The sequence below is a fragment of the Aeoliella sp. genome (assembly GCF_965227375.1).
Classification (GTDB): domain Bacteria; phylum Planctomycetota; class Planctomycetia; order Pirellulales; family Lacipirellulaceae; genus Aeoliella.
In genome coordinates this window covers 1,430,358-1,448,978 of record NZ_CBDDFX010000002.1, presented here as the reverse complement: position 1 = coordinate 1,448,978, position 18,621 = coordinate 1,430,358, and the positions used below count along the sequence as shown (strand labels likewise).

The 18,621-nt window shown below is 59.2% G+C and carries 18 protein-coding genes; 9 read left to right on the top strand and 9 right to left on the bottom strand.

What is annotated here, in order from left to right; genetic code table 11:
• The first annotated feature begins 127 nt into the window (after positions 1 to 127).
• Entirely contained in the window at positions 128 to 2,170 is a 2,043-nt protein-coding gene (locus ACQK2L_RS18915; RefSeq protein ID WP_425398599.1) for a LamG-like jellyroll fold domain-containing protein, read from the top strand.
• Between the two features lie 8 nt (positions 2,171 to 2,178).
• Here ACQK2L_RS18915 and ACQK2L_RS18910 read toward each other — a convergent pair whose 3' ends face one another.
• The gene (locus ACQK2L_RS18910; RefSeq protein WP_425398598.1) at positions 2,179 to 2,574 is read right to left on the bottom strand and encodes a hypothetical protein; all 396 of its coding nucleotides are present in this window, start codon (positions 2,572 to 2,574) and stop codon (positions 2,179 to 2,181) included.
• A 132-nt stretch (positions 2,575 to 2,706) separates the two neighbouring features.
• Complete coding sequence (gene rho, locus ACQK2L_RS18905) at positions 2,707 to 3,984, bottom strand: transcription termination factor Rho (protein ID WP_425398597.1); 1,278 nt, start codon at positions 3,982 to 3,984, stop codon at positions 2,707 to 2,709.
• A 323-nt stretch (positions 3,985 to 4,307) separates the two neighbouring features.
• On the opposite strand from rho, the gene ACQK2L_RS18900 reads away from it, so the two are divergent.
• Both ACQK2L_RS18900 and ACQK2L_RS18895 read left to right on the top strand, forming a co-directional pair.
• Positions 4,308 to 4,544: a hypothetical protein gene (locus tag ACQK2L_RS18900; RefSeq protein ID WP_425398596.1), complete on the top strand. Its 237-nt coding sequence runs from the start codon at positions 4,308 to 4,310 to the stop codon at positions 4,542 to 4,544.
• Positions 4,545 to 5,131: 587 nt separating this feature from the next.
• Positions 5,132 to 6,385, top strand: coding sequence for a YHS domain-containing protein (locus tag ACQK2L_RS18895; RefSeq protein WP_425398595.1), 1,254 nt, complete (start codon positions 5,132 to 5,134; stop codon positions 6,383 to 6,385).
• 11 nt (positions 6,386 to 6,396) lie between these two features.
• Here the strand turns inward: ACQK2L_RS18895 and ACQK2L_RS18890 are convergent, their stop codons facing one another.
• A complete protein-coding gene (locus ACQK2L_RS18890; RefSeq protein ID WP_425398594.1) occupies positions 6,397 to 7,059 on the bottom strand; it encodes a tetratricopeptide repeat protein in 663 nt (220 codons plus the stop codon).
• Between the two features lie 397 nt (positions 7,060 to 7,456).
• Here ACQK2L_RS18890 and ACQK2L_RS18885 point away from each other — a divergent pair, with 397 nt between their 5' ends.
• Positions 7,457 to 8,566 carry a hypothetical protein gene (locus tag ACQK2L_RS18885; protein WP_425398593.1) on the top strand — a complete coding sequence of 370 codons (1,110 nt, stop codon included), beginning with the start codon at positions 7,457 to 7,459 and terminating at the stop codon, positions 8,564 to 8,566.
• A gap of 27 nt (positions 8,567 to 8,593) precedes the next feature.
• Here the strand turns inward: ACQK2L_RS18885 and ACQK2L_RS18880 are convergent, their stop codons facing one another.
• From ACQK2L_RS18880 to ACQK2L_RS18865, 4 genes are all read right to left on the bottom strand, one after another.
• Entirely contained in the window at positions 8,594 to 9,001 is a 408-nt protein-coding gene (locus ACQK2L_RS18880) for a hypothetical protein (RefSeq protein WP_425398592.1), read from the bottom strand.
• Between the two features lie 38 nt (positions 9,002 to 9,039).
• A complete protein-coding gene (locus tag ACQK2L_RS18875; protein WP_425398591.1) occupies positions 9,040 to 9,354 on the bottom strand; it encodes a polyhydroxyalkanoic acid system family protein in 315 nt (104 codons plus the stop codon).
• Positions 9,355 to 9,632: 278 nt separating this feature from the next.
• Positions 9,633 to 9,854 carry a hypothetical protein gene (locus tag ACQK2L_RS18870; RefSeq protein WP_425398590.1) on the bottom strand — a complete coding sequence of 74 codons (222 nt, stop codon included), beginning with the start codon at positions 9,852 to 9,854 and terminating at the stop codon, positions 9,633 to 9,635.
• A gap of 320 nt (positions 9,855 to 10,174) precedes the next feature.
• Entirely contained in the window at positions 10,175 to 10,888 is a 714-nt protein-coding gene (locus ACQK2L_RS18865) for a (5-formylfuran-3-yl)methyl phosphate synthase (RefSeq protein ID WP_425398589.1), read from the bottom strand.
• Between the two features lie 304 nt (positions 10,889 to 11,192).
• On the opposite strand from ACQK2L_RS18865, the gene ACQK2L_RS18860 reads away from it, so the two are divergent.
• The 3 genes from ACQK2L_RS18860 to ACQK2L_RS18850 all read left to right on the top strand — a co-directional run bounded on the left by ACQK2L_RS18860 (position 11,193) and on the right by ACQK2L_RS18850 (position 14,537).
• Positions 11,193 to 12,881, top strand: a complete 1,689-nt coding sequence (locus tag ACQK2L_RS18860; protein WP_425398588.1) for a sodium:proton antiporter — start codon at positions 11,193 to 11,195, stop codon at positions 12,879 to 12,881.
• 94 nt (positions 12,882 to 12,975) lie between these two features.
• Complete coding sequence (locus ACQK2L_RS18855; protein WP_425398587.1) at positions 12,976 to 14,157, top strand: ribonuclease D; 1,182 nt, start codon at positions 12,976 to 12,978, stop codon at positions 14,155 to 14,157.
• Positions 14,158 to 14,213: 56 nt separating this feature from the next.
• Positions 14,214 to 14,537 (top strand): hypothetical protein, encoded by a 324-nt coding sequence (locus tag ACQK2L_RS18850; RefSeq protein ID WP_425398586.1) that lies wholly within the window; start codon positions 14,214 to 14,216, stop codon positions 14,535 to 14,537.
• Positions 14,538 to 14,553: 16 nt separating this feature from the next.
• Here the strand turns inward: ACQK2L_RS18850 and ACQK2L_RS18845 are convergent, their stop codons facing one another.
• Together ACQK2L_RS18845 and ACQK2L_RS18840 are read right to left on the bottom strand one after the other, a co-directional pair.
• The gene (locus ACQK2L_RS18845; protein WP_425398585.1) at positions 14,554 to 15,177 is read right to left on the bottom strand and encodes a DUF6985 domain-containing protein; all 624 of its coding nucleotides are present in this window, start codon (positions 15,175 to 15,177) and stop codon (positions 14,554 to 14,556) included.
• 496 nt (positions 15,178 to 15,673) lie between these two features.
• Positions 15,674 to 16,387 carry a hypothetical protein gene (locus ACQK2L_RS18840; protein WP_425398584.1) on the bottom strand — a complete coding sequence of 238 codons (714 nt, stop codon included), beginning with the start codon at positions 16,385 to 16,387 and terminating at the stop codon, positions 15,674 to 15,676.
• Positions 16,388 to 17,071: 684 nt separating this feature from the next.
• On the opposite strand from ACQK2L_RS18840, the gene ACQK2L_RS18835 reads away from it, so the two are divergent.
• Complete coding sequence (locus tag ACQK2L_RS18835) at positions 17,072 to 17,677, top strand: sulfatase-like hydrolase/transferase (protein WP_425401106.1); 606 nt, start codon at positions 17,072 to 17,074, stop codon at positions 17,675 to 17,677.
• Complete coding sequence (locus ACQK2L_RS18830; RefSeq protein WP_425398583.1) at positions 17,674 to 18,591, top strand: sulfatase-like hydrolase/transferase; 918 nt, start codon at positions 17,674 to 17,676, stop codon at positions 18,589 to 18,591. The genes ACQK2L_RS18835 and ACQK2L_RS18830 overlap by 4 nt, the downstream gene beginning before the upstream one ends.
• Positions 18,592 to 18,621: the final 30 nt, after the last annotated feature.

Here is an 18,621-nt window from a genome sequence, read left to right as displayed (position 1 = left end):
GCGCGTTTCGGGCCTTCGGAGTGTTAGTATCATAGGAACGGCATCTGCCCCAGATTTAGACAACGGAGATTCGAGGATGCTTGAGGTTCATTCTGTGGTGACTAACCCGGCACGCATTCTAAGTGCTGTGGCAGTCCTGCTTTTCGTCGGCGCCATCGGCGGTTCTTCCCAGGTGCTCGCTTGCCCTGAGTGCGGCTGCCACGACGTGGAGGAGTCGACGAACGCGGCTCACGAGCATGACAACAGCGCGGCGCACAGCCACGCACCAGCGGGCGCCGGAGCTGGCATCCCTCCGTCCTACACGCGTTTCGACGTGCCAGTGGTTGCGCCGGAAGGGACAACGCGGTTTGTTGTGGTCGGCGATACGCAGGGCCTATCGAAGGTCAATCAACTGGTCACCGACATGAACCACTACACTCCGGAGTTCTTCATCACCGCAGGCGATCTGGTTAGCACGGGAAGCGTCGGCGCGTGGGAGCAGTGGAAATCGCTGACAGATCACTTCGTAGGCGGAGAGACGAACCGCTACGCCGTTCCGGGGAATCACGATCTGCCGGTTGGTGGCGACGTGCAATGGCAACAGACGTTCGACTGGCTGCCCGACAGCCAGACGGTGGGCGGCAAAAAGGGCATCGACCAGATGGATTACTATTTCGATCGGGGCAACAGCCGCTTCATCTCGGTCACGACCGATTCCCAAGCACACGGCGCAGGTGGGTTGCCAGCGGCGCTCGACTGGTTTAACAACGTGCTCGCGATGCCCTCCACGCAAGCCATGGACCACGTGTTTGTGATCAGCCATCACCCGGTCACGTACTCGAACGAGACCGGCACAAGCACTTCCGGCGCCTGGTGGGAGTCGATGGCCAGCTCCGGCATTGTCGATGCGGTGTTCACCGGGCACTGGCACCTCTACCAGCCGAGTCAGCCCGACCCTACCTCGCCCACCTGGGAGTTGGTCCTCGGCACGGGCGGTGGCTCGCTTGAAGGGCACCCCTGGCAAGCTCAGCACGGATATACGCTCATCGATGTGAATGGTCCGCGGGTCGAGTCGACCTTCTTTGGCGATGCCGATGGCGACGGAATGTACAACGACATCATGGACCAGCAGGTAATTGTGGATTCCACCCCCGCACCGAACGGCCTGGTCGCCTACTACGGCTTCAACTATGGCAACGCGACGAATGTCGACTCCGCGCCCACCGAGCTAGCCAAGCAGAACAACGGTGCGTTCAGAAATGGGGCAGAGACCGTCGCCGGCGGAGTGCTGGCCAACGCGTTGTCGGTCGATGGTGCTAACGACTATGCCCATGGCGGTTCGATCGGCGACTACAACATGGCGATTCTCACCGACCTGACGCTATCTCTACACGCCAACTTCGACAGCCTTGCGACCGGAACCGAGGCGAACACGCTGCTCGCCTACTCAGGCCGTATTCCCGTTATCGGTTTCGGCGGCGTCTACGGACCGCAAGAATCGACGAATCATCCGTACCACCTCAGCCTCACCAGCGACAAACGGCTGCGGCTGATGTGGGAGCATGACAACGCGGAACAGGTGGTACTCACCTCCACCGCAACCGCCAACGTGGACGCAGGCGAGTGGCATCACTACATGGTCACCCGCGACGCCGACACGGGCGAAGTGGTGTTCTACGTCGATGGCACGCAGCTTGGAGCGACCGTTCCGTTCGCGGTATCCGATCTGCCAACCGGCGGTGGGAATGGCTTTCTCCACATTGGCAACGGCATCGACGCCGACACTGGATTCGCGGGACTGATCGACGAGCTGACGATCTACAACGAGGTCCTGCTGCCGGGCGAGGTGTTCATCGGTCCGCCACCGGGCGACATCAACGGCGATGGCATCGTCTCGGGCAACGGCACCGGAACCCCGGACGTCGACGACGTCACGGCCTTCGTCAATGGTTGGTTCACCACGGGACATGGGACCGTCTCGGAGCAAATCGCCCACGGCGATCTGAACCTCGACGGCATCACCGATCTGGCCGACTGGTCGATCCTCAACTCGTTCGACCCTTCAATGGGCGCCGCGGTACTGGCCGCGCTACGAGGAGAGACCGTGCCGGAGCCATCGTCTTGGATGCTGCTCGCGGTAGGATGCGTTGCATTCGTGTCGCGTGGCTTGCTGAGGTTCAAAAGGAGCTAGCCACTTAGCTAGTCCGCGTAGTACCCACTCGCTGCGCAGAGTAGCAACTCCAGACAGACGACGGAAATCCAGAAGATCAGAATTACACAACCGACAACTACAGCGCAATTGGGGCGTCGGGTACGCAGGCACAGCACCATCGCGAGTTGAAAGATGATCGCGACGATTTCGAACAAGTAATAGGAAGCCAGCCTCTCCAGGCCCTGCAATCCTCCGACCTTGCCCTGGTAATCCTCCCACTGCGAGGTGAGGAACAGGGTGTAGCGAACCAGAGCGTAGAACGCCCAATTGGGGACCGAAAACACCAAGCCAGGCCACACGTTCACGGGTAGCCATGCTGTTTTCTGTGCAGCCAACCAACCGATGGCTGTGCCAGAACCCATGATCACTGCGATGATACCCACGTTTCGACGAACCAAAACAGGTCTAGCCGTGGCCGCGTGTCCATGCGGATCACGCCTCCAGCGATGGCCGCAGCTACCGCGACGAGAGCGCATAGCATCAAGGTCGTCTTCACACTGAATCGCATTGGCGGCTCAATGCATCGCGGCGCCTTTGATCAGCGTGATGAACTCCTCGTTCGACTTGTACTTGGCAAGTCGCGCGGTGAGTTGTTCCATCGCGTCGATGTGGTGCATGCTCGTAAGCGTGCGACGCAGTGCAGTGGCCGCGTGCAGCGTTTCGGGCGGCAGCAGCTTTTCTTCGCGGCGGGTGCCTGACTGGTCGAGGTCGATCGACGGCCAGATGCGGCGGTCGGCCAACTTGCGGTCGAGTACCAATTCCATGTTGCCGGTGCCTTTGAACTCCTGGAAAATTAGGTCGTCCATGCGGCTGCCGGTGTCGATCAGCGCGGTGCCCACGATGGTGAGCGAACCACCTTCTTCGAACGCGCGGGCCGTGGCGAAGAGCTTCTTGGGAATGTCCATCGCCTTGATGTCGACACCACCGCTCATCGTGCGGCCGGTGTTACCGACCCACTTGTTGAACGCACGCGCCAGACGCGTGATGGAGTCCATCAGCAGGAACACGTCCTTGCCCATCTCGGCCAAGCGCTTGCAGCGCTCGATGGTCAGTTGCGACAAGCGGACGTGGCTTTCGACGTCCTGGTCCAGGCTACTGGCGAACACTTCGCCATTGACGCTGCGACGCATGTCGGTCACTTCTTCCGGCCGTTCGTCGACCAGCAGCACCATCATGGCCACTTCGGGATAGTTCATCGACACCGCTTGGCTGAGCTGTTGCATCAGCACGGTCTTACCGGTTCGCGGCGGGGCGACGATCAACGCACGTTGGCCTTTGCCAAGCGGTGCTAAGAGGTCGATCACCCGGGTGCTGAGCGGCTCGGGGCCGGTCTCCAGCTGGAACCACTCTTCGGGCGTGATCGGCGTCAGGTCTTCGAAGTTCTTGGTGCCGACGTACTCGTCGGGCGAAATGCCGTCGACGTCCAGCAGCTCCTTGAGCCGCGGACCTTGGCCCTTGCGATGACGCTGCACCATGCCTTGCAGCAGCAGGCCTTCGCGAAGGCCGTACTTCTCAATCATGGTGCCCGGTACGAACGGATCGGTCCGCTCGCGGGTGAAGTTGGTGGAGGGATCGCGAAGGAACCCGTAACCATTGGGGTGCATCTCCAGCACGCCCGAGCCCGGCGTGAGCGGCAAGGGACTGCCGTCGTCGGGATAATTTTGGTCCAGGTTTTCAACCACAGCGGTTCCGCGTCGACCGCGTCCCCGGTTGTTTCGGTTGGACCCGCGATTGTTGTTGTTGTTACGACCTCGGTAGCGGCCTCCGCCGCCTTTGTTATTCCGTTTACCCATCTCTAACAAATCCTCAAACAAGAAAATGCAGCCGGCAAGCAATCCAGCCTTGCGCCAAGGTCCAAATTGACTGACGCTCGCGATCGCACGACCGACTCGGAGAGCGGCGCTGCCACTCTCACAAAAAAATCTCCGCTCGGTACGTGTGGCAATCACACGTTTGCACTCCGAGTGGTGGCAAGCTTGCTGAGCAACGCCCGCCGAATCTCACCAGCCGCCATCGGGCGACTTCAAGCGGCCTTCCGCCTGCAATATTGGTGTCTGGTTGATACCGATTCGATCGCCACGCCCTGCGAATGTGCGTGCAAACAGGAGGTAAGCGATTGGATTCGGTACGAAATTGCCCTTTGCTTCCTGGCTGGGGCTACGTAGTCCGTGGTGGCGAGCTGCGCGACAGAAACGCGGTCTTCACCCACCCCCACCTGACCGAAATTGTGATTTCCCTAGTAAAAGAAATGCCTTCCAAGCAAGCCGGCACTGTTGCAGCCGGATGTTGTTTGTTGAGAGCTTTCTACCGCAATCCGCTGAGGGATTTACGCGATCACCCACTGGCGGTGTAACCCGGTCCCCATCGCAGCTCGCGCTCGCGCTACGTCCGGCGACGGATCCGCCAACCAGAAGCGAATGCCTCGGTGCAGGTCAAAAAGTCCCGCAAATCCAACGTGTCGGAAACGCCTAAGCGCTGTGGGATCGATTTCGAAAGAGAACGAAACTCCCGAGCGGAAGGGCCTTGCCGACAATCGAAATGGCCTGTAGAACCTGCCCGACCAAAGTGGGACAGGACGCTCAACTCACCAGCAGTATTCGTTATCCGGGCGGTGCTGTCAAGCTAGAAACTTAAATCGGTCCGTAATCGCCGCCTCGAATAGAGAATTGCGGACGGGATTAGCTACTTTTGCTGTGGTTTTTGCTATCACACACCTGCAGGTCGAACTTCCAAATTGTGCCCGTCCAATCGACAGAATCGGCAGTTTTTCTCACAAGTGACGTCCGAGACCAGTCCGATACCAACGATGGATGCCCAATCTTAAAGGCCCTAGCAGCCCGCCTGCGCGCCAGTTGGGCACTGCTACAGGGCATTAGAGATACTTATACGCCCGAGCGGCACAAATCGACCCACCCTACTCCGATGTCTAGGATGACAGCGATGAGGACTTGCAAGCTATTTTTGGTAGTCGCCGCCATGGTGGCCCAAGCCGCCACGGTCAATGCACAAATGACTCCGGGCATTGCATGGCAAACCGACCTGGACGCCGCCCGAGCGATGGCCGAGAAGCAGCAGAAACTGCTGCTCATCCATTTCTACAACGAAAACTGCCCACCGTGCGCCATGCTGGAAGCACGCGTGTTCAACCAGCCCAACGTGGCCGGGGCGGTACACTCGCACTACATTCCGGTGAAGCTCAACACCAATGAGTTTCCCGCCACGGCGGAGCGTTTTGGCATCGTTCGCATTCCGACCGATGTAGTGATCACACCACAAGGGCAAGTAATCAACCGATTGACTTCGCCTTCCACGCCAATGGCCTACATCCAACACATGACCACCATCGCCACCGAGCACCAGACCAAGCTCGCACGCGACTTCGCCACGGCACCCGCCGACGATGGCACGACCAAGTCGGTGAATCCCGCCTACTCGAGTCTGGGCGTGGCTGCGGACAACAATTCGTTCACGGCCCCCGCGGCGGATGCCGGAATGACCACCAACCCGTACGCTCAGCCCGGTGCGGCCACGCCGTCTGCGGCGGCCAAGCCCGAGCAACCTGCGGTAGCTGCCACTCAGCCGCCCGCGACCAACCCCGTGGCAACCAACCCGAATCCCGTAGCGGCTAATCCCGTGGCGGTGACCAACCCGTACGCGGACCAACCGGTCACCCCCATTCAGCCCGAGCAACCTGTGACTCCCGCTGCAGTGGCTCCGGCGACACCCACGGCACAGATAGCTTCGGTGCAACCCGTCACTCCGCCCGCCGCGGCGCCGCAGTTGCCACCGAACTCTCCCCCCTTGGGCTTCTTCGGTTACTGCCCGGTATCGATGAAGGAAGACATGGAAGCGGCCAAGAAGGAGAACCGCAATTGCTCTTGGCAAAAGGGCGATGTCCGCTGGGGCTGCTACCACCGCGACCGCACTTACCTATTCGCCTCGGCGGAGAAGCGGGATCGGTTCCTCGCCGATCCGGATAGTTACACGCCGGCACTCTCTGGCGCCGATCCCGTGTTGGCGATCGACTCCAATCAGGACGTGCCTGGCCGTCGCGAGTACGGCATCGAGTACCACGGCAAGTTCTACATGTTCAGCAGCGAAGACAACCTGCGGAAGTTCTTCAACCAGCCACAGCGCTACGCCGATGGCGTACGCCAAGCGATGAACGCGCCCGAAGGACGGCTACTGCGTTAAGAAGGCAAACGCTATTCGCCTTTGATCGAGCGTTGCAGTTGGATAACCTGCGCCCGCACTTCTTCCATACCGGGGTTCAGTCGCAAAGCGCGACGGAACGACTCGAGTGCGGAGACGGGATTGTCGAGCAGCAAGTAACACTGCCCCATGCCGGCGGCCGCGGTGAAGTGGTACGGGTTGATCTCCAGCGCCTGATGCGAGTCGCGAATCGCCGCGTCGTATTGGCCAATGTGATAATAGGCCATGCCGCGCTGGCACCACGCCTCGGCAATCCAGGGCGATTCGTGAATCAGCTCGTTGGCCTCATCGATGGCCCGCTGGTACTCTTTCGTTTGATTCAGTCGCATGATGGTCCGCAACGTCAGGCGCTGTTCGCGGCTGCCGACGCGGCACCAGAGGTCGCGGATGCCGTTTTCGGCGATGGTTCGCACTCCACGGTCGCGATCCACCAGCGCGCGGCCCATGACCGCGTTGGAGTTGTAGTCGCCCATGAAGCCTAGCGCCAGCACGGCGCCGCGACGGGCGATGCGATCGCCCATGGCTGCTACGCGTTCGAGGCTGGCGCACGTGTATCGCCGAGCAACGCGTTGAATGAAGGCAGCCGAATCTTGTTCATCAAGGTACTCGTGATAAAACTTCACGAGAATTGGCGCACGAGATGAATCAATATCCACGGTGATACTCCTACCTGACTGGGCATTGCGTCGTATCCCGACGCTTAACGAACTACCGGTTCCGGCGGCAGTTGTTCGTCCACTGAACGTCTCGCATCAAGCGAGACCACTGTTCCTGATCGTTCAAAAGAGGTCGCAATAGGTTTCGCGTTGGGCTCTGCTTCCCATCGCGAACTGGGCTGCAATCTGCACGCCCATGAATTTGAGTGTAATCAAGGTTGCAAAGCACACAAGCAAAAGTTTCGGCCGCTGCTACGAAAACCGTGGCAAACGCATTTCACTTGCCAGCGACCGGTACAGCCAATTAAAATGGAGGGCTAATCGTTTGTCACGGCCCCGTCCTGTATTTTCGCGCGGCTGTGAAGCCCTGCCCACAGCACCCCAGTCGCCCCGCATCATGCACACTTCGCGGCGCCGGTGGCGATGCAAAAAGCCGCTTGTTCTGGGCATTCTGGCCCTGTTTGGCCTGATGGAATCGCTGGCGCACAGCGCGCCGCCCCGCGCGTTGAATACACCTGTATCCGTGCATTGGCAGGGCGTTTCGCTACGGCAAGCCGTGAACCGATTAGGCGAGTCGCAACGATTGTGCGTGTGGCTCGATCGTCGTGTGAATCCCTCCGTTGAAGTAAGATTTTCCGCCAAGGAAACACCACTGTCCGAATTGCTCGACAAGCTATCCGAACAGACCGGTACGGCATGGGCGGCTGAGAACGATCTTGTGTACGTCGGGCCGCCGGAAAGCGTTCGCGAGCTACGCACGTTGCTAGCAATCGCGCGCGACCAGGCCAAGTCGCTTACTCCATCCGCCAGCCGGCGAATGCTCGCCAAGGTCGAAATGGACGTCCCACGCCTGGCGGAGCCGCTGCGGCTCGTGGAGCAGCTCGCCAAACGTGGTGGCGTGCGCGTCGAGAACATCGACCAAGTGCCACACGACGTGTGGCCAGCCGCGCAGCTGCCGGCGCTCTCGGTGGCCGAACATCTGGCGGTGGTGCTCGTGGGATTCGACCTGCAGTGGGAGCCAGCGGACGATGGCCGGGCGATTCGCATCGTGCCGATCGAGCGGCCCGTGGTGCTCAAGAAACTCTACGATCGCAAGGTGCTCGACCAGTCGGCCGCGGAGAAGCTCGAAGAGAGCGCCATCTCCGCCGGGCCAACCGACACGCAGGTGTGGATCGCAACCACGGTGGAGCAGCACGAGGCCCTGGGCGGAAGCAAGCCAGCGGAATCGCCGCCAAGGCCGCGACCCGGCCGTGGCGGCAAGCAGGTCTACTCACTGCGCGTGCAGCAGCAACCGTTGGGACCGATTCTCCAGCAACTAGCGCGGCAGCTTGGCAAGCAACTCGACATCGATCCACAGGTCACGCGAAAGATGCTCAACCAGCGGGTGAGCTTCGAGGTGAAGGAAGCCGATCTCGACGAACTACTGCAAGCCGCCTGCAGCCCGGCAGGGCTGTCGGTGGAGTTCGATGACAAATCGATCCGTGTGAAAGTGGCCGACGAGGAGTAGTCGCCGCTGCGAACGAAGGAGCTTTGGTCAGTGCGCGTCGTTCTTTGCTTCGACGGTAAAGTAATACACGACCACTTCGTCAACGATTGCGGAGCCAAGCAGTTCGTTCAGCGAGTTGCGAATCGCTTGCTTAAATTTCGCTAGACTATGCGAGTCCACCCGCCCGGTCAGTTCCTCTCGTATCGCTTGTTCGATGGCATGATCGACGGAATCCCGGTTTCGGATCAATCGACGCTCAAGGATGGGCGACCAGCTGGATCGCAATTCGATTCCGAACGTGGCGATACACTGCTCGCCATCGGCGCCTGTGATCGCAGCTTGAGTGCGTCCGAGGTTTTGTTGGCCTTGTCGGTAGTTGGCCCACAAATAGGCCGCGGGAGCAACCAGAATGGGCAACAACAGAAGAAGTCGAACACTGAAGCGGCATTTGCGCACGGCACCTCCTCATTCGACAGCCAACGCGAGAGACGAACCTACGCGTTTTTGGGCTTCATGAGCTTTTCGAGCGATCCCTTCAGGTCCGACTCGATTTTGCCTTTGAACATCATGAGCGTGATCGGCAGGTTGCCTTTGACGTTCACGTTCTCATCGTCGACGGTGCCCTCGCCAGTGACCGTGGCGCCCATGGTCCGGAAGGAGAAATCGAGCTTGTCGCCGGTGAAGTCCTGCTTCAGATCTTTGATCAGATTGCCGTAGGCGTCGCCCAGTTTTTCGAGCAGAAACTTCACCTTCTCGGTGGCTTCTTCCTTGGTGGTGTAGTGGGGCACCGAGATATTGAATTGGGGCATGGCAGCGAAAAGCCTCCGAGCTTGCGGGCAGTAATTCCAGGCGCCGTCGCGATAGCGAGTGGCGGCCTGTGAGTGGATACGTCGATTCGATCCCACATTGTAGGGGTGGGCGACGATTAGGCTACCGCAACTTCGCCAGTTCGCCCAGGCGGACTGCGCACCGCGACCGTAGAAGGACCGAGACGAAAGCACCCAAAACGTTCGGCGCACGTCCTAAGATTGTCGGCCGATTCGGAGATTTGGCCTATGAGCGTGATGTTGGGCGGTGAAAGAAGGGCTCACCCAACGTCGGGTGGCCGGTCCACTCCGTCGTCGTAGGACATTCGATCCTCGTCGTGCCACAACGGCAGACCTTGCTCGGCCCGCATCGCCAACACGTCCAACTTGTCCCTGGTCCCCGGCATGGCACGAGTGGCCGTGTACTCTTCGGCCGCAATACTTTCCGGCTCGTAGTCCCACACTCCATCGCGAATGGCGTCCAGTACAGATACCTGCCTCACGTGGACCTCCCAATTCAATTGTCACCTATGCGAAGAGTTGCGGACGTGATAAGCGGTAGTTCGCCAATGCGATTGCGTGCCAAGCTACGCACGTCCCCCCAGTTGGGGTACGAACCGATCCCTAGCACTCGAAATCTCGGCCGAAGCCAGAACTCCCACCATCCGCACCCCAGTATTAACCAACGCTGATTCTCGTTCAGCAACAGCCGCTAGAGTGTCAATCGATAAGTCGCCCGCGATGGCCGCCAGGCACCGCAGACAGTCATCATCGCCCGCACGACTGCTGCTAGTGTCGGATTATCCCCATCCAGTGGGGCGTGTCAAGAAAATTCGGCGTTTGTAGCGGGTATTCGATCACGAAGCTGCGCAACTTGCTTCGCGCACACGGGCGCATCGCGGCGTTGTTGTTGGCAGGCGGCGCCGCGCACTGCAATCACCTCGGCGCCCACCGCGATGGCTTGCGGCACCTCCGCCGCGCGCAAACTGCCTGCGGCCACCGTGAGCATTCCCGCACAGTGCGCAGCGGCAAACAACTCTCGAAGTCGCTCAGGCGAGAACCAGTCGAAGAGCCCTCCGGACGTTTTGTCGTACGTATCGACCAGCAGTGCGCGAAGGCCCAGATCGCACGCAACGCGCAGCACTTCTTCGGGCGAGGGTGCATCGCAGGTTGTATGATCGGCGTACACCACCGCAACGAGCGACGTTTGCTCGGGCAATTCGTCGCGCAGCGTCTGAATCTTCGCGGGCCAATCTAGATGCAGGCCGCAACCACTGAGGCCAACTTTGGCCCACGAGACGCCTTGCCAGGGAAGTTGCCTAAGTCGGTCCCCATATCCATGATCGCCTAACTCGCCAAGCGCGGTGCTCACCGGCCGCCGGCCAGCGACCTGTGCGACCACGCCCGCCAGTTCGCGCGGCTCGGGCATGCCGAGCGCGCCGGCGGCGGGTTCCTTGGCGTCGATCCAGTCGGCGCCTCCATCGATCGCCTGGGCGGCTTCGACGGCGTTGCGGACACTAACCAGCAGTTTGACCATGCTTATCCATTTATCCGAGTCGACTCTTGAAACCAGTACAGTTGTCCGCAGATCCGGTTGTACTTTGGGTCCTCTTGCATCGATAGTGCGGATTCTATCAAATCGGACTTTTGCTGGTGACTCCGCAATGAGGCCACGGTCGGCCTTGGCGCACGGTGTGATCTACCCTTGGAAACTGCGGGAAAGGTGACAATCCTTCCCCGCTGGTCAAGTTGGCAGTTCACCCATTCGCAGCTCTAGTTCGTCGCGCATCGCGCGTGTCGGCTTGAAACGCTGCAGCCACGGAAACTTACTAGCAACAATTATGAATGCTACCGCCACCTCCATCGCTCCCATGTCGCATAGCTCAGGACACGGCTCCAGTGCCCCGGTTGTCACCTCCATCGTGGCCCTGGTGCTGGCTTATGCCGTCGCGTTGGCTCTTGGCTTGCCGCAGCACGGCACTCAGCTGATCGTCGACCACATGGCGCACGACAGTCACGCCGACACGCATGACAGCGCCGGCGAGCAGCACGAAGAGCACACGCAGACCGACCCACATGCCGAACCGCACGCGGCCTCCCCCGGTGAAGCGGCCGCGCTCGATACGACCGCTCCGCCGTTCTACACCGTGATTCCGTTCGTCATGTTGTTGGGGGCGATCGCTATCTTCCCGCTGGTGCCGAGCATCGAACACTGGTGGGAAAGCAACACCAATCGATTCAAAGTGGCGGCCTCGCTGGGCGTGCTCACGCTGCTGTACTATGCCTTCATGCACCCCTACGCGGTCGATGGTCACTGGCCATTTCACTACGTGGCCGCGCCCACGTCGGGTAGCGCCAACTGGGATATCGTCCTTGCCATCCTGGGCAACGCGCTGATCAGCGAGTTCATCCCGTTCATCGTGCTGTTGTTCAGCCTCTACACCATCAGCGGCGGCATCCGCATCGGCGGCGACCTGCGGGCCAACCCGATGACCAATGCCTCGTTCATTGCCGCCGGCGGTCTGTTGGCCAGCTTCATCGGCACCACTGGAGCCGCGATGGTGCTGATCCGGCCGCTGCTCGAAACCAACAAAGAACGCCAGCACGTGGTGCACACGGTGGTGTTCTTCATCTTCGTGGTCTGCAACTGCGGTGGCTGCTTGCTGCCGATCGGCGATCCGCCGCTGTTCCTGGGTTACCTGCACGGCGTGAGCTTCACCTGGACCATGCACGCGTTGTGGCAACCGTGGCTGTTGTGTAACGGTCTGCTGATCGGCATGTACTTGCTGCTCGACCAGCTTGTTTACTACCGCCGCGAGACGATTGCCGACATTTATCGCGACATCACTCACACCACCAGGCTGCGGTTTGAAGGCTTGGCGCTGAATGTTCCGCTGCTGTTGGGCGTGGTGTTGGCCGTGGCGCTGTTGGATCCCACCAAGACCCTGCCCGGCACCGACAACGTCCATCCTTGGATGTTCTCGCGCGAGGTAGTGCAGCTCGCCTTGGTGGCAATCGCACTGCACTTTGGTTGCAAGTCCATACGCGAGCGCAACAGCTTCAACTACCACGCCATCATCGAAGTGGCTGCGCTGTTCTGCGGCATCTTTGTCTGCATGCAGCCGGCGCTACAGATCCTGGGTCAGTACGGCGGCGAACTGGGCAGGCTAGTCGGCGCCGAAGGTGGCAAGATGGCGCCCATTCATTACTATTGGCTCACCGGCGGGCTTTCCAGCGTGCTGGATAACGCCCCCACGTATTTGGTGTTCTTCAAGTCGGCCGAGGCATCGCCTGGCGGGTTCGGCCCGCTGGTACCGGGAACCAACGTCGAGCACCCGGTACTCGTGGCCATTAGCCTGGGCGCTGTATTCATGGGAGCATTGACCTACATCGGCAACGGCCCGAACTTCATGGTGCGGGCCATCGCAGAGAAGGCGGGCGTCAAGATGCCCAGCTTCTTTGGCTATGTTGGATATAGCTGTGTGTTCTTGCTGCCGATTTTGGCGTTCGTCGCCTGGCAGATGATATAGCGGGCACTCGCGGGGGGCGGCGTTCGCAGTTGGGGCAAAAACTGGTACAATCGTCTATTCTTCGTTTCTTATCGCCTCCTCGCCCAATTCGCCCGTGGACTACCAGCGGATCGACAACCAGAACCAGCTTGCCGATCTGTGCGGCGAGATTGTCGACTCGGATCGCGTCGGTTTCGATACCGAATTCGTCTCCGAAGACACCTTCCGCCCGCAACTTTGCCTGGTACAGGTGGTAACCGAGCGGGGCATGTCGGTGATCGACCCGCTGGAAGTGCCCGACCTGGCGCCGTTCTGGGAAGCGCTGGCCGACGGCAACCACGTGACCATCGCCCACGCGGCCCGCGAGGAAATCAACTTCTCGCTCAACGCCACCGACCGCGTGCCAGCCAACTTATTCGACACCCAACTGGCAGCCGCGTTTTGCTCGCACGAGTACCCGGCCGCCTACGCTTCGGTGGTGACCCGCATCCTGAGCAAGAAAGCCGAAAAGGGCGAGCAGCGCACCGACTGGCGACGCCGCCCACTCACGCCAGCGCAGATCAACTACGCCCTGGAAGACGTTCGCTACCTGTTCGAGTTGCACGAACGCATCTCGCTGAAGGTCGAAAAGCTGGGCCGCACCGAATGGCTGGCGGAAGAGACCACCTCGTTCGTCGAGGAAGTGATCGCCGCCCGCACCCGCCAGCGGTGGAAACGCGTCTCAGGCATTGGCAACCTTGCGCCGCGCAACCTGGCGATCGTGCGCGAACTGTGGATGTGGCGACAAGCCGAAGCGGAGCGCCGCGACATACCGCCGCGCCGAGTGCTGCGCGACGACCTGATTGTGGAACTGGCGAAGCGCAAGAACGCCAAGCCGGATAAGATCCGCGCGGTCCGCGGCATGAACCACCGCCCGGTAAAGAACTGCATCGACGACATCGCCGAATGCGTGCAGCGCGGCCTCGACGCACCGCTAGACGACATCCGCCCCCCGCGCGGCAAGGCGATGCCTTCGCAACTCAACCTGCTGGGCCAGGTGCTGGTGCCGGCGATCACCAGCGTGTGCCGCAAAGCCCAACTCGCCACCAGCCTGGCCTGCACGGCGACCGACATTCGCGAAATGATCGCTCACCAACTCGACTTCGGCAACGCCCAAAACACCGACGAACTACCCACCCTCGCCCGCGGCTGGCGCAAGGAGCTTATCGGCTCGCTGATCGACGACGTCCTGGCCGGCCGCAAGAGCATCCGGATCGACGATCCGCACAGCGAGCATCCGCTCGATTTTGTCGGGTAGGGTGCCGAGGTCCTGAGGATGCTCTGACGTACCACGCAGATTGGGGAGCATCTCCAGTGGCAACGAAACGAAACAAGTTCCGTGATGAGTTGTTGCTCATCATGAAGGTACTTGCTGTCGATTCCGACATAGAGGTCGACTACTTCGAGGCTTTCATAGACTTCGAGCGTCGCATCGACGACGTGGCACCGGCTGTTAAGGCTGGGATCCTCACCTCCAGTGAAGGCCAGCTTGTCAAAAGTGTCATGGGTGAGTACTACAACGTAGCAAAACTCCATTTTATCAATGATGTGCTTGACAATGAGCTGTATGCCAATGACGACATCTGGAAGGATATGCGTGAAGCGGCAAAAGCGGCCGCAGCTGCGATGGCTGAGTAGCAACTCGAGGTAAACTCTAGTCGGAAACGACTTCGCCGGTGAAGGGATTCTTGTACTGCCGTGGCGGTTCAGCGGGCCTTCGAAATGGCTCTACTTGTGCAATCTCGCCGATGCCCACGATCTCACCTCGGTGCACAAGCACTCCGATTCCGTGCTCATCGTCCCACGAGGCGTTGAAGTTGAACATCGCAATCGGCGAGGTCAATGCTTCCCACCACTCATAGCCAGTCTCAGGACTCGTCACCGCGCAGTACAAGAATTTGAGGTGCGTGACGAGATCGTCGGGCTTGGTGGGTGGTGCGACTGCCAGTTTCTGAATCTCCTCGGCCGCCAGTTTGCCATACCAACGACTCCGCGAGTCTGGGCCGGTTCCATTCAGATCATCCCACACCGCCTGCAATATCGCCTCGCTGAGATTCGCCTCCGTTTCAACGATGGTGGCAGCAGCACTGGCAATGTCGGCAGTTGGCCTCGCGTCTTCACCAAACTGACGCTCGAGAACCAGTTGGTATTTGCCCTTGGGAATCGGCGTATCGAACCGAGCGAACGACGGCAAGTCGACCTCCGCCACCCACCCCAGGGCGCCTAGAGCAAACTCGCCAAGCTGTTCGTGTATCCAAGTATCGTTTGCATCGGTCACGGCTAGACTCTCCCTTACCCAAGAGCATATTATCGGAAACCAGCCACAGAGGTTCAAATAGCGTAATTCTCACTCAACCCACCAAGAACTATATTGCTGGATGGGGGGCGCGCCAACAACTGGCCGCTACTTGGATGGAAAACACGACCGGCTAGTCTTCAGCATGAACAGACGAACCCACCTATTCCGGTTACTTGCAAACTTGAAGGGAGAGACAATCCACGGAAGTAAGGATTTCCTGCCGGCGAAGGAAGCTCATGAAGCGTTGATCGCTGCAACGGGCCAAGACTTCGGAACGAATCATGAACAATGGGAAGAGTGCATTTTGAAGGTGCAGGCCGAAAGACTTGCTAAAAGAGCGCAGGCGCCCCGAAGTGAGAAACATCTGGGGCGGCCTGCAAGCCCTGCGACAGAGAGTGGCCTGCAAGATGAGCACTTGAAAGACTAGCTGGACTTGATTTTTTCGTCGTCGCACCGTCACCCCGCGGACTCCCCGTCAAACCGACCTTCTGGCCGACGGTCTTTCGGGATGCTGCAAATACCAATGATGAAAATACTCAAACTCACGACGAACGCGCGTGTACGCTTCTCGCATCCCGGCTTCGGACAGGTTGCCAAAGAAGTAGGCAGGTATGTCATCCAAGTCCTTAAACATCTCTTCGAGGTAATCACACCTAAAGCGTACTGAGTAGCCCACTGGCAGTGTCTTCCAGTAGGTCGCGGCCCATGGACACAGCGTACTGCGATTGAGCGTCTCAGGAAGGACGTGCAATTCATTCCACACCGGCACATAACGATAGACACGCTCTGCCGCTTCGGGAGTTGTCGCTGCAACTTCAAGCAGGTCCTCGACGTGCCAATCCCACTCGAACGAGTGGTAGCGATCCCAGTTGGCCTTGGAGAAGCGCGCCCAGCGCTCACCACCCTGCGGCGTTAAGTAGTACCATCGACAGGTCTTAGCGGGATGATCGTAAACCAGCCACTCGTCGATCTGCAAGCGGCTGGGCGTGAATTTGGTTTCGCCGGACCCGGCGACGATGTCGCCATTGCGGGCCAAGCCATCCAGCAGGTTGAGCATGTCCGACCGCGTGAGATTGTGGTACGGCTTGTTCCACTGGGCTTGGATCGCCGCAGGTGGTCCGACAACGCGCGAAAATGGAACACCCGCCGTAACAGCCGTTTCCAAGATCCAGAATTCCGCGTAGTCCATTTCTGTAGAAGGTTGTTGCACGGGACAGGGAGGCAGGCGGCGGCTGCAACTCTCACGTTGGAGCCTGGCGACCAAGGACTCGCATTCTCCCGACTCGCACGGCGTGAAGCAAGCTGCTCGGTACCAAACAGCCCGTGTCAAAAAATGGCTGTTGAACCGGCGCGAGGGCGTGGTCTAATGAATTGGCGTGCCGTTATGTACACGTGTGCTCTTTGGCAATCTGGGATAAGTAGTAGGCTCTAGGCCATAAACTGTAGGCTTGTTGGTGGCTATTCACTCCTGCGAACAAGCGCCGCGGGCGATCCCAATGCGCCGCCGTTTAGTCGCAGTGAGGGGTTTTGTCGCACCTGCGGTGAACCGAGCGCCAAAACCCGCGGCATTGCGATTTGGGTGGTCGACGTAACCTGCTGCAGGGAAGTCACTTACGCGACTGCTGAGCTTCCGCGAGCCGAGAGTTTTGTCGCAGGTAATCGTTTTGTCGCGGCGGTGCGACAAACTGCGACAATACAGGAGGACGACCTGGGCGGATTCATCGATGGCGATAGGTGCAGTTCCACCAGCCAGTTCGACCAAAACTATCGCGCAACGGTGAGTATACTGGCAGTTTTCCTTGTTTTTCACACGCTTCACGCAGCACATCGCAACTTCACGACGACTCAACCTATCGGAGATCAAACTGTGCTCATGCTACGTCGAATGGCCATCGTTGTAACGACTCTCACGCTGGCGTTTCAAGCAACGTATGCCGCCGAGAAGCCCAACATCCTGTTCATCATGGCGGACGACGTAGGGTGGTCGAATCCGAGTTGCTACCACCAAGGAGTGATGAGCAGCCGTACGCCTCACGTAGACCGCATCGCTAAAGATGGAATGCGATTCACAGACTACTATGCCCAACCGAGTTGCACGGCAGGGCGTTCTGCATTCCTGACGGGACAGTTTCCCGCGCGCAACGGCTTGCACACGGTTGGCCTCCCTGGCGACCCTACACGACTGAGCGACGACGACCCAACGGTTGCAACGCTTCTCAAGAAGCTTGGGTACGCGACCGGGCAATTCGGCAAGAACCATCTCGGCGATACCGATGCAGCTCTGCCAACTAATCACGGATTCGATGAATACTGGGGATGGCTCTACCACTTGAATGCCATGGAGTACACCAGTGACTACGACTTTCCCAAAGGACCGGAAGGAAAACCGTTTGCCCCACGCAATATCGTTGACTGTGTCGCAACCGCGGATGGTGGTCAGCAAATCAAGGATGATGGCCCTTGCCCCCCGAGCGAATGAAAACGCTCGACGACGAGGTAACTCGTCGCACACTAGATTTTATCGAGCGACAGGCCAAAGACGACACCCCCTTCTTCTGTTGGATGTGTCCCGCGCGAGCCCACATCTACACGCACCTTTCCGACGAGTATGAAGAGCTGCTCGGAAAAGATGGTATGGGCCTGCAAGAAGTGGTAATGAAAGAGCTGGACGACAACGTAGGCAAAGTACTCGACAAGCTCGATGAATTGGGGATTGCTGAAAACACCATTGTTGTTTTCACTTCGGACAACGGTCCCGAGATTATGACATGGCCCGATGGTGGTATGACTCCGTTCCATGGAGAAAAGGGCACTACTTGGGAAGGTGGGTTCCGAGTGCCCATGGTCATTCGATGGCCCGGGCACATTCCAGCAGGGGTCGTCAACAACGAGCTATTTGCAGGACTCGATTTCCTACCCACGCTTGTTGCTGCAGCGGGCGGGCCCGACGACTTGCCCAAGAAACTGCTTGAGGGATACGAAGGGTATAACGTACATCTCGATGGATACAACCAACTCGACCTGCTTACGGGAAGTGGTCCCTCGAAGCGTCAAGAGATCATCTACTACGAAGGATCGACCCTCCAAGCAGTACGTCATGGCGACTGGAAGGCGCACTTCATCGTTCAGAATGAAGGCTGGTTTGGACCCAAGGAAAAGCTTGGGGCGCCGCTACTGTTCAATCTGCGGCGCGATCCCTACGAGAAAGCAGCGGAAGAATCAGGCAACTACATGGAGTTCCTTGGGAAAAAAATGTGGGCATTTGGACCCGCCAAGCGAATTGTACAAAACCATCTAGCGACGTTCGAATCGTATCCTTCTCGAAGGGAGTCGGCTCACTCCAATGCCGATGAGATCCGTGAACAAGCAAGTCAAGACACACTCGGGCAGTAGTTCCACTCTTTGACGTTTGCACGGCTCATC

Coding starts and splice junctions, on each gene's coding strand:
- rho (WP_425398597.1), bottom strand. CDS start 3,984: ATGGGTAAACGGAATAACAAAGGCGGCGGAGGCCGCTACCGAGGTCGT.
- ACQK2L_RS18895 (WP_425398595.1), top strand. CDS start 5,132: ATGAGGACTTGCAAGCTATTTTTGGTAGTCGCCGCCATGGTGGCCCAA.
- ACQK2L_RS18885 (WP_425398593.1), top strand. CDS start 7,457: ATGCACACTTCGCGGCGCCGGTGGCGATGCAAAAAGCCGCTTGTTCTG.
- ACQK2L_RS18875 (WP_425398591.1), bottom strand. CDS start 9,354: ATGCCCCAATTCAATATCTCGGTGCCCCACTACACCACCAAGGAAGAA.
- ACQK2L_RS18865 (WP_425398589.1), bottom strand. CDS start 10,888: ATGGTCAAACTGCTGGTTAGTGTCCGCAACGCCGTCGAAGCCGCCCAG.
- ACQK2L_RS18860 (WP_425398588.1), top strand. CDS start 11,193: ATGAATGCTACCGCCACCTCCATCGCTCCCATGTCGCATAGCTCAGGA.
- ACQK2L_RS18840 (WP_425398584.1), bottom strand. CDS start 16,387: ATGGACTACGCGGAATTCTGGATCTTGGAAACGGCTGTTACGGCGGGT.
- ACQK2L_RS18835 (WP_425401106.1), top strand. CDS start 17,072: ATGCTACGTCGAATGGCCATCGTTGTAACGACTCTCACGCTGGCGTTT.
- ACQK2L_RS18830 (WP_425398583.1), top strand. CDS start 17,674: ATGAAAACGCTCGACGACGAGGTAACTCGTCGCACACTAGATTTTATC.